Source organism: Providencia sp. PROV003, assembly GCF_045040775.1.
Classification (GTDB): Bacteria; Pseudomonadota; Gammaproteobacteria; order Enterobacterales; family Enterobacteriaceae; genus Providencia; species Providencia huashanensis.
Genome location: NZ_CP096369.1, coordinates 2,527,283 through 2,542,090, shown reverse-complemented (window position 1 = coordinate 2,542,090; position 14,808 = coordinate 2,527,283). Strand labels below are relative to the sequence as shown.

The window sequence follows — 14,808 nt, the reverse complement described above, 5'->3', positions numbered from 1 at the left end:
AGTAATAAAAACTAAACGACCCCATTAATGAGATCGTTTAATGATAAAAAATTATACCAATTAATTTGCTAAATAAGCACTGAACCCTAATGCATTAAGCTGTGCGACAACATCGGCGTTATCACAAGCCACATTGAGTGATGACCATTCGCGACGTTCTTGATAGTTTTTACGCAGCTTATCAAATTCCCCTTTAATACCTGCTACCTTGCGCAGCTTGGCATCGTCACGGCGTACATCATACACAAGATGGGCTAATCTTTTGAGTTGGCTTTGCGTTAATTTACCATTGAAGGTTAACTCGCTAATATCCGGTTTTGGCAACAATGATGAAAGGGAAATTTGCACGGATTTACCGATAAATTGACAGTAAGCTTCATAAACTTGCGTCGTTCCCCTTGCTTTACCTTCTAGGGTGTAACCTGCTATATGCGGTGTACCAATATCGACCAAAGCTAATAGCTCAGTAGACAAGTCAGGTTCCGGCTCCCAAACATCCAGTACCACACTCAACGGTTTCCCCTGTTGCAATGTTTTTAATAATGCTTGGTTATCAACCACCTCACCCCGGCTAGCATTAATTAAAATGGTGCCATCACGTAGGTTTTCTAAGTGGGTTTGGTTCATTAAATGAAAAGTTTGATATTCCCCAGAAAGATTCAATGGCGTATGGAAAGTTAACACATCCGCCTGCGCTAATACGGTTTCAAAAGACACAAAATCTTCTTGTTGGCCCATAGCCGCACGTGGAGGATCACATAATAAGGTTTTTACGCCCCAAGCGTTTAACCGCTCAGCTAAACGCCCACCGACATTCCCTACACCAATGACCCCTACTGTTTTATCACGTAAATCAAAGTTATCACGTTCCGCAAGGAATAATAACGATGAAATAACGTACTCCACTACCGCAATAGCATTACAACCGGGTGCAGAAGAAAAACCGATATTTGCCGTTGCCAACCATGCAGTATCTACATGGTCAAAACCTGCTGTTGCCGTTCCAACGAATTTAACCGGCGTATTTTTCAATAGAGATTCATTCACCTTGGTGATCGACCGTACCATTAATGCGTCCGCGTTTATTAATTCGTGTTCGGGTATTGGACGCCCCGGTACAGCTTTAACTTCGCCCAGTTCACTAAATAATGCCTGAGCATAAGGCATGTTTTCATCAACTAAAATTTTCACTGTTTTGTCCCAATCTATTGACGATACGGCTTTGCATCGCAATATTTTGCCACGCTTTGCCCCAGATGCCTATGAGAGTTAACGTTCCAATGTAAACTAATCTTCTGTCACAAACTCTTTCGCTCGAAAACGGTCGGGGGTTACCCCTGAAATTTGTTGGAACATCGCAATAAATGCCGACGCAGAGCTATATCCAACATCAAGTGCCACTTCGTGTACACTTTTACCACATTCAAGACCTGCTACCGCATGAAGATAGCGCAAGCGCTGACGCCATTCACTAAATGACATACCGAGTTCCTGTTGGCAGCGTCGTGACAATGTACGCTCTGAGGTATAAAAACGTTTTGCCCACCCAGCCAAGGTCGTATTATCCGCAGGGTCATTTTGCAATTCCAGTAAGATTGGCGCTAAAAACTTGTCTTTAGTGTTAGGCAAATAAGTATCTTGGCAAGGTGATAATGAAAACTGGTCAATGAGTACATGAGCTAACCGTAGATCTTGTTCAGTTTCTGGTTGTACAATGCCTCTTTGATACATATCGCTCATGATGGATTGAAATATAGGGCTTAATTTAATCACGCACGGCCGTTGAGCTAATATTTGATTGTATTGATGTGAGAAATCAATAATACGAAATTTGACACTTTCTTTATTAAAGCTAGCATGGGAAATATTTGCAGGTATCCAAATACAAAACTCAGGTGGCGCTAAATAGTGCTTACCCGCAACTTCCATTTCCATAATACCGCAAACAACATATAACATTTGCCCAAATGGGTGTGTATGGGATTTATACTCCGTCAGCGCGGCGGTTTGCTCGTGGCGAAAAGCAATAAGTTCAGGCTCAATAATATTGCATTCACTGACTTGCCAAATATCTGATTTTGAAGTTTCCATGATACCTGTCTGAAAAGCGTTATCGATTGTCTGAATATCAGTATATATAAAAAACCAGACAGATGTATACTACTGCGCATTCGATACGGGAGAGTGTTTTAATGAAAAGTCTTCTTTTTCCGCTAATTGCGGTTTTATTATGGTCTATCAATGCGATTGTTAACAAAGCAGCATCCACGGCTATTGACCCTGCAGCAATTTCTTTTTACCGCTGGGCGTTGGCGCTAATCGTCATGACCCCATTTGTATTACGTTCGGTGCTACGAAACCACAAAGTCGTCATGAAACACTGGTGGCAATTAGCCATTTTAGGGGCTCTGGGCATGATGCTATACCAAAGCTTAGCCTATTACGCTGCCCATAGTGTCAGTGCGACCTTTATGGGGATAATGAACTCACTGATCCCATTATTAACCGTTGTGATCAGTATTTTCGTATTACGTGTTATCCCAACTGTTGGTATTGTATTGGGCTCCGCCCTATCATTATTGGGCCTGTCGTGGCTCGTTAGCCAAGGTAACCCTATCTCATTATTTTCTCATGGCTTAGGCCAAGGCGAAATCATGATGCTAATAGCATCAGCAGCTTATGCCCTCTACGGTGTATTAACTAAGCGTTGGTCAATCCAATTATCTAGCTGGGATTCACTCTATGTGCAGGTGTTCTTTGGGGTTATTCTGCTATTACCTAACTTTTTATTAGCTGATGATGTGTCACTCAATAGCCACAATATTGGGCTAGTCGTATTTGCTGGGATAGCCGCCTCCATCATTGCCCCTGCGCTATGGATCCAAGGCGTAATGCGGTTAGGGGCAAATACCACGTCTATTTTTATGAACCTTGCTCCGGTCTTTACCGCCATTATTGCCGTTTTTGCTCTTGGCGAAGAATTAAAAAGCTATCATTTAATTGGTGGAGGTGTTGTATTATTAGGGGTAATGTTAGCGCAACAATTACGTACCCCACTGACGCAAGTATTTAGCCGTAATAAAAAAGTGGCACAGCAAGAAGATACTTGTCAGTAACCTGCCGCTACAACTTATAACTTAAAGCAATAAAAGCAATGTCGTGGACTCATATGCCCCACTCTGTGGGGCTATGTTTTATCTATTTTCCTCAATATATTTCTTCCCACATTCCTGCACGGTTTTTCGTCATTTATATTTTGTAACGCTCTAAAACGTATCAGTCACCCTTTGTCTGTCATTCGCTGATAAGCTTGTGCAAAGCTAATCTGAGCAAGCAATAAAGGGAAATTCTGATTGAATCTTCTTCTTAAGCAATTAGACTTAACTAAAATCATTCTACCCATTAAGTAGTATTTTCACTCAAAACCAAATATTGACTCGATGTGCACTGATGGAACACGTCATGTCATACATGACCTTTAATAAGGAATAACAATGACTAAACAACTTAAAGTTTGGCTTTGCATATTTATAGTAATTGCTATTGCAGTTGGCATTTACTTTATCAATGCATTAGGCCATTCCAATTCCGCACAAGCTGGTTACGATTTATATCAACAAGGCGATACCGAAGCCGCTTTTAAGCAATTTGAAAATACGGCTGATGTTGACTCCCAATCCGCTTATGCATTAGCCACAATGTATAAAGATGGGATAGGTACTCAACCTGATGAGAGTAAAGCACTAAGTTGGTTGGTTAAATCTGCAGCACAAAACAATAAAAATGCGCTCTATAATCTGGGCTTTTACCGTTATGATCAACAAATAGAGGATACCCCTGACGATAAATATGGCGTAACCTCTTTAACTAAAGCTGCAGATCTCGGTGTAATTGAGGCTCAAGTGATGGTTGGCGGTATTTATATGGAAGCTAAATATGAAGATATTCCGCAGAATACCGAACTAGCTCGGAAATACTTTACACTGGCTGCGGAACAAGATTCACGTCTAGCTAAATTTGCACTCGGTTATATTGCCCATAAGGTTGATAAAGATAATAAAAAGGCAGTCGAAATCTTAACCCCCTTAGTCAGTAAAGACTTCCCATTACCGGCTATGTTATTAGCATCTATTTATAAAGAAGGCGGCAATGGTATTACGCCAAATAAGATTTTTGCAAAAAAATATGAAAGTATGTCAATGGCATCAGCTTTCGAATTTATTGCCGATGCTGAGAGATTTGAACCTGCGCCATTATCAATTTATGGCTCACTAACGCCAGAAGAAAAACAACAAATAATCGCTAACCTTGAAACCCGAGCCAGTCAAGGTGATGAAACTGCTATGTATATTTTATATCAAAAATACATGACAGGCGAAGATGTCCGTAAGAATAAAAATAAAGCTGTAATGTATTTGCGGCCTTTAATACAACAACGGGCTCCCAAAGCGCTATATTTTAATTACCTCGCAGATAGAGATAATATTAAAGATTTGACAGAGGCCGCTGAGGGGCAATATCCCGATGCATTATACCAAGCCTATCAGGTCTATTCAGGTAATACCTTTAATTATGATGTAAAACGCGATGATGAATTAGCGAATAAATATTTAATTAACGCCGCAGATTTAGGCCATCAAAAATCGTTAATTACTATTATCGAAAAAGCTATTTACAGTTACCGTTTTCCAAATAAACAATTAGTAGATACTATAAAAAAATATACTCCGATATTAATCGAGAAATACCCTAATTCTCCAGAAGCTTTGATCGTTGTAAGCCAAGTATACCGCAATAAAAATAGCCCATTCTATTCACCAGAAAAATCCTTTGAAACACTCGCAAAAGCTAACCGAATTGCACCCGATTATGAATCACAAATGCAGTTAGCTCGTTACTATATCAATGGGTTTGGTACTAAGCAGAATTTGCCAGAAGCCGTAGAGATACTGAAAAAAGGTTTAAGTAAAAATAGCTACAAGTCGACAGCTGACCGTCTGTTAGTTCAACTCTATTATCAATATGATATAAAAGACTACGTCGACGAGAAAACGATCATTGATATTCTCAAAAATGATGTCATTGAAAGAAAAAACTATACATTAGCGCATTTCTATGCGGATTATTTATTACGCGAAGATGCGGAGAAAAATAGCAATCTAGCCTTTGAACTGTATGAAGAATCCAGTAAAAATAATGATAGCAGCCGTATTCATTATGCAGCCTCATTATTAAAATATAAGCCAGAAGAAAACAAACGTGCTGTGAACTTAGTTGTTGACGTACTCGCTTCACCTGATAGCAAGTCACGATTGTCAAAAGAAGACTTTAATACCGCCAATGACATTTTATTAAAACTTGGTTTGGCTACCATACACGCTAAGCGTTTATTAGTCGATTTAGCCCTATCCGAAAATAACACTGAAGCCTTAAAGCGTATCGAACCACAAATTGGGGTTGATGCGGATATCACTTACTTTTATGGCATCAAGCAACTTACCCAGTTGACCCAAGTTGATACCCTAAGTGATGCAGAGCTAAAACCTTATTACGATACCATTATAAAAGCCGCAGAATTAGGCAATACCACCGCGTCTTTATATATTGCTCAAAATTTGGATGGCGTTAATTATTATAATGACAAGCCCTACTATAAGCAGCGTTTTCAGAAAATCACAGGGTTAACACCGAAAGACCTCGTCCCACAATATAAAAAGTGTGCAGCATTAGGCAGCAACCGCTGTTTATATGAGCTGGGGGAAATTTACCAAAAAGGTAATTATGGGGAAGATTCTGACTATGACCTCGCAATGGAATATTACAACAAAATCTCTGACCCAGATTTCAGTTTTTTAAAATCACGTAAAAGAGAAATTGAAAAAGCAAGAGCCTCGTTGATTACTATTCAGGAAAAGGCAAAAAATAATGACTCTGATGCCATTCGTACCCTCGCCAATGCTTATAAATTCGGTAACTATGGGCAAAAAGTCGATGAGAAAAAATGGCTACAATACTTGACCGCTAGTGCAAAGTTGAATAATAAAAGCGCTTTAAAAGAATTAGTGGATTATTACAGCCAAGACACACTCATTGATGCTAATAAAGCAAAGATTCTTGGTTATTACGACCAATTAGCCGCTATCGGTAGCAAAGACTACACCCGCAAATTAGCACATCAATATTTAAACGGTAGTCGCCTTGTTGCACCAAATCGCCAAAAAGCCCGTGAATATTACATTAAAGCAGGAAGTTGGGGGAACGAGTTCATTAAGTATATGAATGACTATGACATCAGCATGAAAATGCTCAATGAAAGTTCAGAGGCTAAATATAAAGTAGGCCGAGCCTATTATTATGGTAAAGGGATCAAAGAAGACAAATTAGAAGCCTTAAAATACTTAAAGCTTGCTAGCGATGAAGGAAATGATAACGCAATTAGCCTTTATACAAAAACCCTGTATATGGGGATACTCAACGAAGACAAAATGTCTTGGTTGAAAGAACCAGACTGGGATCAAGCTATTGTTTATTTAAAAAAACACTCAAACCCTAAACGTGTTGATAATTATATCGAAACCTATAACTCCATCGTTGTTCCTGCGCAAAATGGTGATACTTCAGCCTATATGAAACTCGGAGATTGGTATAAGGATTACAGTCGCGCATTAGCCGCCCAAACTTGGTATAAAAAGAGCATTGAAGCAGGCAATTTAGCCGCTTATCAAGCTCTTGACCAAGTCACCAGCGATAAACAAGTAAAACACCAAAATTACCTTGAAGGTGCAGCAAAAGGTGACTTATTTTCCAAGGTCCAACTAGCCAAAGACTACCTGTATGACAGCGACGTTCTAACCAGTTCAACGGACTATAATTCAGCCATTCAATACCTACAAGAAGGTATCAAATCAGCTGATGATGAAATTTCTAGTATGGCATTCAATACATTAGCCAATTTGTATCAAAAAGGTATTCGTAATAACAAGAAAAACCTTAACCGCCCTAAAGATGATAAAAAATATTTAGAATTGCTGCAAAGCGAAGAAAATAACCGTACAGATGCATTGCTTAATCTTTATAGCTATTACGCAAGAACCGATGCGCCGAAAGCTTTGGGTTACTTACAGCGTGCTTATGAAAAAGGCGACTTAGATGCCATTGAGAAACTGTATGAAATAAACTACCCTGGTGAATATTGCAGTAATAGCGATAATGCCGATCTGGATAAGGCAAGCACTTACTTAAAAGAGTGGCTAAAAAAGAAGAATTTCGAGAAGAATACTGCGCGGAATTATATTCGTTCAGCTGAAAGTTTAAGTAAAAAAATGGGGGATACATACTTAGCTGGTGAATGTGATATGAAAAAAGATATCGATAAGGCTATTGAATGGTATCTAATTTCATTGAACTATCATGAGAGTCATGCGCTAAGTAGCCTGTACAAAGCCTATGTGGAAAAAGGGGATGCGAAACAAGCCTATTACACGGCATTGCGTCTGAAAAAAGACCCTAAAAATATTGAATTATTAGAGCAGTTATCACCACAGGAGCGACAAGGGATTGAACAACGTTTCAATGATGAGCAAACATTCCAAAAATATGGTCGCTTTGCTAAACAAATTGAAGAACAACGTGTGAAGGCTGAAGCGGGTGATAAAATGGCAGCTTTCTCCTTAGGTATCGCTTATGCTCGGGGTGAAAGAGTACCGCAAGACACGCAAAAGATGATCTACTACTATGAATTAGCAGGTAAAAATGGCTATCCTCGTGCTTATAATATTTTAGGTAACCTTTACCGCAAAGACAATGAGCGCGGTATTGAGAAAGACTTTCCTAAAGCGCTTTATTACTTTGACTTAGGCGCACAACAAAATGACAGTAATACCGCGCACCAAGCCGGTGATATGCTGTATTTTGGCCAAGGAGTACCAAAAGATTATGTTGGTGCAGCCAAATATTATGATATGACAAACCTAGAGCAAGGGACTCATCATGGAATGGCAAAATACAAGCTGGCCTACATGTATTACAATGGTTGGGTCGGAACAAAGAGCAAAGCAGACCTGCAAAAAGCCCATGATTACCTTGAACTCGGTGCTAAATACCAAGACGAGGACTCAATTAAAGCACTAAAAGAGTGGGATTTTAAACTCATTAATAAATAATTAACGATAACGGCGCTAATTTGCTTTAGCGCCTTTATTGAATCATTTTTATTATTATCAGTTATTATTTGGATACTTCAATATATCAGTCGGTTATATTGTTTAGTTCCGATTACCATTTATGGATATAACATTCAGTCTTTTCCTAGTTGATTTTCAATAAAACACAAAAGCTTATCAATATATCTAATAATATATTCCTGATAAATATAGAATTCCGCTTAAAATCATCTAATTATTAAAAAATTAGTCATATAATTATTCCAATAATAACTATTTAGAACTCATTTTAAATAAAAATTAGTTATCTTTGTTTAGTTGGTTTATATTTTATTGATTACGGATTACAAACGTTAGAAAGCCCCTAATTAATATGGAGTATTTATTGTGAATTCAAATCTAAAAAATAATGCATCAAACACATCTATAGTAAACAGAGAAAAATCAATCACTAAAAACACAAAAAACGAACAAAATGAAATTAATAAGCCCCATCTATTAACTCCTCGACAATCTGATAAAAAAAATATCAATATATCGGAGATGCGGCGAGAAAAAGAATACTTAACAGCAGTGAAGAATGATTTTATTTCTAACATTCATAATTATGTTCCATTAAAATCTGCCATATCTAATGTTAGCGAGAAAACTTATTATAAAACAATTGGAAATGCATTGTTAGAGATTACTGAACAACGCCATCAATTAAACGAAAAAAAGAAATTAGAATCTACTGATAAGATCTATTTACGGGAAGAAAAAATAACTAATTCAAAAAACAACCTTGCAAAATACCTTTACGACCATTCAGAAAATAAAGAAAACAATTTAATTTCACAAGATTTATCGACTTTACTTGACGAAATATACAATACAGATGTAAAAATAAAATCAATCGAAGCATCCTTAAATGAAAAAGAAAATAATGAGAAGTTGACTAATACACCTTTCAATAACAAAAACCAGTTAGATACGGAATCATTATTATCATCCTCAATGGCAAGTCTCAAACAAAACACAATGGCTAGTGATTTTAAACACAGTTCTTCAAATAACAAACAACTAAATACACTAATACCAATGCGAGACTAAACACATCCAGTTTTTACTGCGTTTAAACTTTGGCACCAAAGCGCCCAAATAAGGGCGCTTCTCTTACCGTGGTGCTTGACTAGCTTTAAATGCGATTCGAACCAACAATCCATTGAGTAATTTACTTTTTAATAGTTGTGGTTCAGAGCCATGGTAACTAGCAATATCTTTAACCAAAGCCAAACCTAAACCAGCCCCTTCCTTCCCTAAGGCATTATTTAAACGAGTAAACGCTTCCATAGAACGGTTAATCTTTGCATCTGGGATCCCTGGCCCTGAGTCCTCGACTTCCAAAACAAAATGCGCCTTGTCATCACTATTTACAACACGCACTGTCACCACGCCATTTGCTGGCGTATATTTTATTGCGTTATCGATTAGATTTGCGCACATTTCTGCCAATAAAATGGGTTCACCTTTGATCCAAGCCACATCGAGCCCTTCATAGCCCAAATCCACACATTGACTTTCTGCATGAGTCAGCCGCGTAAAACAGGTTTGATGAACAATTTCGACTAGATTAACAGCACGGTACTGCGTGACGGCTTCTTTTTCATGCGCTTTTAACCGAGATAGTTGCAAAAGCCTATCAGTGAGAATAATCGTATTATCGAGGGTTTTATCGATAGCTTGTAAACTCTGTTGCCGCTGATTAGCATCTTGACTGTTAATCGCGACTGAAACCTGTGTTTTCAACACCGTTAATGGTGTTTTCAATTGATGGGATGCATCCGCACTGAAACGCTCTTGTCGCCTCACCATCCGCTTTAAACGGGAAATATAGCGGTTCAATGCATCAATTAATGGCGATAAATCAGACCATGGCAGTAAATCTGGCAATGGTGTTAAATCATTAGCGGAACGGCTTAACATTAAGTTGGACAATTTTTTCAATGGCGCCAATAACTTACTAAGTAAAATATAGGCAAGAACTAAGGTTAAAAGCACCACCGTACCTTGGCTCATCAGCGCGGAGATTAATAATTGATTAGCGAGATCTTGTCGTGAATAAACGGTTTCTGCAACACGGATCTCAACCATTCCAGTGATGCCACCTTCATTAATGGGTTGATAAAACGCTGCAATGCGAATAGGTAAGCCCTTATACTGTGCATCATAAAAATAAACTAGCGCAGTATAGTGCTGTGAGCGCATCCAATAAGAGGGAATTGGCGGTAAGTCATCATAACCAGAGATAGTCTCACCGTCAGGGGAAATAACTTGATAAAAAATTCGGTCATTATTATTCAGTTCGAAACTATCCAATACCACATAAGGTACGCTAACAGATAAATGCCCATTTACCACTTGTAGCCTTTCTGCCACAGTACGAGCAGAGGCGAGTAGCGTTCTATCATAAGCTAAATTTGCAGCGTTCTTAGCACTATAATAATGGGTATAAACCGAAAATCCCCCCAATAAAATGAGGGGGATACCGAAAAAGAGCAGCAACTGATGAAAGAGAGAGCGTGGATGAGAGACTAATTTCATACACTACACTGCTCTAATCGGTATCCCAATCCGCGTAACGTATTGATGTTAACATCCGAACCTGCGAGTTTTTTTCTCACTCGGTGAACATATAATTCAATACTTTGTAAACTGGCTTCATCGGACAAAGAAAACACTTGTTCAAATAATTGCATCTTTGAAACTGGGCGTCCTCGTCGGTGAAACAAGGTATTTAATACCGCATATTCCCTTGGGGTTAACCCTAATGGTTCTTGACCAAGTAAAAAATAACCTTCTTCGTGATAACACAGCGCACCAAAACGCTGCGGTTCATTGACTTGCCCTTGGCTACGCCTTAGTAAGGCACGAATCCTAGCTTCTAACTCAGCGATATCAAAGGGTTTTGTTAAATAATCATCCGCACCTGCATTTAAGCCTTGAACACGGTCAGCCACATCCGAGTTTGCCGTCAACAGCAAAACAGGGATCTCTTGATGACGTTTTCGCATTTGCGCCAATACTTCCAACCCACTCATTCGTGGAAGAGATACATCAAGCACAACAAGGGCATATTGTTCTGTTTGTAATAATTGATCTGCGATGGCGCCATCACTGGCAATGTCAACCGCAAACCCTGATGACGATAATGCCTTTTGTAACCACAATGACAACTCGTCATGGTCTTCAACCAATAAAATTCTCATTCCGCATACTCATTATAATTACTTATCTGTATACGTTGGCATTACCTATCGTGATTGAAAAGCAATTGTCATCGTTTTTACTGTATCCATCACAACTATTACGGTTAAATGGAATCAATAATTTAAATTTAACATTAAATTAACATAACAAAAAAGCAGAAATACAAAACAATCTGATATATATCACATAAAAATAATAATATTTGTTAATGAAAGGTAAATGAAAGCTTTGTCAGACAATGATGCAACATCTACACAACAAGAAGTAAATAACATAGTTCTTTAATTATTGTCTTAGTAAGGAAAGAAAAATGAAAAAATATACAATCAAGGCCTTAGCAACAGCAATATTTTTAGTTGGCGTTAACCAAGCAAGTGCTCTACCAGAGCGTACTGAATGTATCGCCCCAGCCAAACCTGGAGGGGGGTTCGACTTAACCTGTAAATTAGTCCAAGTTTCCATGCTTGAAACTAAAGAAATTGAAAAACCAATGCGTGTTACTTACATGCCCGGAGGCATTGGTGCGGTAGCCTATAATGCCATCGTAGCGCAGCGCCCTGCTGAACCAGGAACGATTGTTGCCTTCTCAGGTGGCTCATTACTCAACCTAGCGCAAGGTAAGTTTGGTCGCTATAACGAGAATGATGTCCGTTGGCTAGCCAGTGTGGGCAGCGACTATGGGATGATTGCTGTACGTGCAGATTCCCCTTATAAAACCCTTAATGATTTAATGGATACCTTTAAAAAAGACCCGAATAGCATCGTGTTTGGAGCCGGTGGTTCTATTGGCAGTCAAGACTGGATGAAAACCGCACTACTCGCTAAAGCTATCGATATAGATCCAAGAAAAATGCGTTACGTTGCTTTTGAAGGTGGTGGTGAAACCCTAACAGCTCTACTTGGAAACCATATTCAGGTGTTATCAGGGGATATTAGCGAGATGACCCCGTATATCAATGAAGGCAAAATTCGTATCCTAGCGGTCTATGCCGATAAACGCCTCGGTGATGGCTTATCCGAAATCCCTACGGCGAAAGAACAAGGCTATGACATTGTTTGGCCAATTATTCGTGGTTTCTATATGGGGCCCAAAGTGTCCGATGAGGACTACAACCAATGGGTCGAGGCATTCCAAAAACTCCAACAAACCGAAGATTTCAAAAAGCAACGTGAACTTCGTGGCTTGTTTGAATATAACTTAACTGGGCAAGAACTCGATAGCTACGTAAAAAAAGAAATCGAACAGTATCGTGAGCAAGCCCGTGCATTTGGTTTAGCCAAATAACGGAGAAAACGATGAGTCAACGCATATTCGCCATAGTCTGGCTAATACTGTGTGCTATCGGGATCTATATCGGCTGGGGGATCCAAAGTGAATTTTCATACGAACCACTGGGCCCCCGCCCTTTTCCGGTCGCCATACTATCTTTAATGGCTATTTGTGCCCTTGCCTTATTATTTGGCAAACAAGAAGCTGTTGAATGGCCGAAACCTTATGTATTGCGCCGCTTAATACTCTTAGTCATCGCACTAGTTATCTATGCATGGGCATTTGAGTGGTTAGGGTTTCCTATTGCTACCAGTTTATTGACTATCAGCATGGCCCTACTATTTGGTGCGACACCAACGGCAGCCATTATTTCAGGCCCTATCCTTGGCATCTTCTTATTTTATGCCTTTGATAAATTGCTGGATGTCACTTTGCCTATTGGCAGCCTGTTTAATTAAGGAGCAAGCTCATGGAAACTTGGATGTATCTATCGCAAGGTTTTGAGGTTGCGCTCGTCCCTCAAAATATCTTGATTGCCTTAATTGGCTGTTTTATCGGAACCGTAGTTGGCATGTTGCCCGGCCTTGGTCCTATCAATGGGGTCGCTATATTATTGCCACTCGCATTTGCGCTCAAATTACCAGCAGAATCTGCCTTAATTTTACTCGCTACTGTTTATTTAGGTTGTGAATATGGAGGACGGATCTCATCGATACTACTTAATGTTCCGGGTGATGCTGCGGCTATAATGACCACATTAGATGGTTATCCGATGGCAAAACAAGGAAAAGGCGGTGTTGCTCTTTCTATTTCAGCGGTCAGTTCATTCATTGGCTCAACAATCGCCATTGTGGGTATTATTTTATTCGCACCTTTGCTTGCTCAATGGTCGTTAGCTTTCGGGCCTGCTGAATATTTCGCTTTAATGGTTTTTGCTATTGCCTGTTTGGGCAGTATGATGAGCCAAAACCCTATTAAATCATTACTTGCCGCATTAATTGGTTTGTCACTCGCCACCGTCGGTGTCGATGCCAACTCAGGGGAATATCGTTTTACATTTGATAGTGTCCATCTTTCTGATGGAGTGCAATTTATTGTCGTTGTGATTGGTTTATTTTCAGTCAGTGAAATTTTATTGATGCTTGAAGGTACCGCTACAGGCCAAGGTTTGATCCGCAAAACGGGTAGAATGCTATTTAACCGCAAAGAAGCCAAAGCTTGCGCAGGGCCCGCACTGCGTTCGTCTTTCGTCGGTTTCTTTGTTGGAGTTTTACCCGGTGCAGGTGCCACTATCGCCAGCGCTATCACTTATATGACTGAAAAGAAAATCAGTGGTGAAAAAGGCGATTTTGGTAATGGTGATGTACGTGGTGTCGCTGCACCTGAAGCCGCAAATAATGCCTCAGCATGTGGCTCATTTATCCCTATGTTAACACTTGGCGTTCCAGGCTCAGGGACAACTGCGGTGATGATGGGGGCGCTAACGCTCTATAATATCACCCCTGGACCGGGAATGTTTACCGAACAACCGGAAATTGTCTGGGGGCTAATTGCTGCATTACTTATTGCTAACGTCGTGTTGTTAATCATGAATATTCCATTAATTGGCCTATTCACACGTATGTTGACTGTCCCTTTGTGGTTTTTAGTTCCCGCAATTGCCAGTGTTTCCGCTGTTGGTGTATATGCAGTTCATAGCACTACTTTTGACTTGCTGTTGATGATGGGGTTAGGTGTTTTTGGGTTTATTCTACGGAAAATGAATTTCCCGCTTTCCCCACTTATATTAGGTTTTGTATTAGGTGAGATGTTAGAACAAAACTTACGCCGTTCATTATCTATCAGCAATGGTAATTTCGATATTCTTTGGAGCAGTACTATTTCACAAAGCTTATTGATCCTCGCCGTTGTTGTTTTAATCCTGCCGCCTATTGTGAAATTACTCCGTAAACGCAAACAGGCTACAACGTTATAATTTTCAAATTGTTAAGCCATCTCTGCAGAATTTGCCCCAATGTGATTTTGGGGCATTTTTTTATTAAAAAATAGGGAGCTTTATATAACTTAACAAAACCACAGAGTTATCATGGACTCCTTCGCCATAATAGACATATTTTGATTGTAAAT

The 14,808-nt window shown here is 39.4% G+C and carries 10 protein-coding genes; 6 read left to right on the top strand and 4 right to left on the bottom strand.

What is annotated here, in order from left to right; all coding sequences use genetic code 11:
* Nucleotides 1-60: 60 nt before the first annotated feature.
* Nucleotides 61-1,191 carry a 4-phosphoerythronate dehydrogenase PdxB gene (gene pdxB / locus M1F14_RS11520; RefSeq protein ID WP_042844489.1) on the bottom strand — a complete coding sequence of 377 codons (1,131 nt, stop codon included), beginning with the start codon at nucleotides 1,189-1,191 and terminating at the stop codon, nucleotides 61-63.
* A 96-nt stretch (nucleotides 1,192-1,287) separates the two neighbouring features.
* Entirely contained in the window at nucleotides 1,288-2,091 is an 804-nt protein-coding gene (locus tag M1F14_RS11515) for a helix-turn-helix transcriptional regulator (RefSeq protein WP_181468600.1), read from the bottom strand.
* A gap of 101 nt (nucleotides 2,092-2,192) precedes the next feature.
* Here M1F14_RS11515 and M1F14_RS11510 point away from each other — a divergent pair, with 101 nt between their 5' ends.
* From M1F14_RS11510 to M1F14_RS11500, 3 genes are all read left to right on the top strand, one after another.
* A complete protein-coding gene (locus tag M1F14_RS11510) occupies nucleotides 2,193-3,116 on the top strand; it encodes a DMT family transporter (RefSeq protein ID WP_042844494.1) in 924 nt (307 codons plus the stop codon).
* A gap of 378 nt (nucleotides 3,117-3,494) precedes the next feature.
* On the top strand, nucleotides 3,495-8,162 hold the full coding sequence (locus tag M1F14_RS11505) for an SEL1-like repeat protein (RefSeq protein WP_181468601.1): 4,668 nt from the start codon (nucleotides 3,495-3,497) through the stop codon (nucleotides 8,160-8,162).
* A gap of 387 nt (nucleotides 8,163-8,549) precedes the next feature.
* Nucleotides 8,550-9,254 carry a hypothetical protein gene (locus M1F14_RS11500; protein ID WP_181468602.1) on the top strand — a complete coding sequence of 235 codons (705 nt, stop codon included), beginning with the start codon at nucleotides 8,550-8,552 and terminating at the stop codon, nucleotides 9,252-9,254.
* A 63-nt stretch (nucleotides 9,255-9,317) separates the two neighbouring features.
* Here M1F14_RS11500 and M1F14_RS11495 read toward each other — a convergent pair whose 3' ends face one another.
* Both M1F14_RS11495 and tctD read right to left on the bottom strand, forming a co-directional pair.
* Nucleotides 9,318-10,745 carry a sensor histidine kinase gene (locus M1F14_RS11495; RefSeq protein WP_048607532.1) on the bottom strand — a complete coding sequence of 476 codons (1,428 nt, stop codon included), beginning with the start codon at nucleotides 10,743-10,745 and terminating at the stop codon, nucleotides 9,318-9,320.
* Nucleotides 10,742-11,410: a transcriptional regulator TctD gene (gene tctD, locus M1F14_RS11490; RefSeq protein WP_042844502.1), complete on the bottom strand. Its 669-nt coding sequence runs from the start codon at nucleotides 11,408-11,410 to the stop codon at nucleotides 10,742-10,744. The genes M1F14_RS11495 and tctD overlap by 4 nt, the downstream gene beginning before the upstream one ends.
* A gap of 311 nt (nucleotides 11,411-11,721) precedes the next feature.
* On the opposite strand from tctD, the gene M1F14_RS11485 reads away from it, so the two are divergent.
* The 3 genes from M1F14_RS11485 to M1F14_RS11475 are packed head-to-tail and all read left to right on the top strand — an operon-like array spanning nucleotide 11,722 to nucleotide 14,656.
* Nucleotides 11,722-12,696: a tripartite tricarboxylate transporter substrate binding protein gene (locus M1F14_RS11485; RefSeq protein WP_048607533.1), complete on the top strand. Its 975-nt coding sequence runs from the start codon at nucleotides 11,722-11,724 to the stop codon at nucleotides 12,694-12,696.
* 11 nt (nucleotides 12,697-12,707) lie between these two features.
* A complete protein-coding gene (locus M1F14_RS11480) occupies nucleotides 12,708-13,139 on the top strand; it encodes a tripartite tricarboxylate transporter TctB family protein (RefSeq protein WP_042844505.1) in 432 nt (143 codons plus the stop codon).
* 11 nt (nucleotides 13,140-13,150) lie between these two features.
* Nucleotides 13,151-14,656 (top strand): tripartite tricarboxylate transporter permease, encoded by a 1,506-nt coding sequence (locus M1F14_RS11475; RefSeq protein ID WP_042844508.1) that lies wholly within the window; start codon nucleotides 13,151-13,153, stop codon nucleotides 14,654-14,656.
* Nucleotides 14,657-14,808: the final 152 nt, after the last annotated feature.

Bases quoted from the DNA above. Each gene is read 5' to 3' on its own strand.
- M1F14_RS11505 (WP_181468601.1), top strand. From the start codon at position 3,495: ATGACTAAACAACTTAAAGTTTGGCTTTGCATATTTATAGTAATTGCT.
- M1F14_RS11515 (WP_181468600.1), bottom strand. From the start codon at position 2,091: ATGGAAACTTCAAAATCAGATATTTGGCAAGTCAGTGAATGCAATATT.
- M1F14_RS11475 (WP_042844508.1), top strand. From the start codon at position 13,151: ATGGAAACTTGGATGTATCTATCGCAAGGTTTTGAGGTTGCGCTCGTC.
- M1F14_RS11495 (WP_048607532.1), bottom strand. From the start codon at position 10,745: ATGAAATTAGTCTCTCATCCACGCTCTCTCTTTCATCAGTTGCTGCTC.
- M1F14_RS11510 (WP_042844494.1), top strand. From the start codon at position 2,193: ATGAAAAGTCTTCTTTTTCCGCTAATTGCGGTTTTATTATGGTCTATC.
- M1F14_RS11480 (WP_042844505.1), top strand. From the start codon at position 12,708: ATGAGTCAACGCATATTCGCCATAGTCTGGCTAATACTGTGTGCTATC.
- tctD (WP_042844502.1), bottom strand. From the start codon at position 11,410: ATGAGAATTTTATTGGTTGAAGACCATGACGAGTTGTCATTGTGGTTA.
- M1F14_RS11485 (WP_048607533.1), top strand. From the start codon at position 11,722: ATGAAAAAATATACAATCAAGGCCTTAGCAACAGCAATATTTTTAGTT.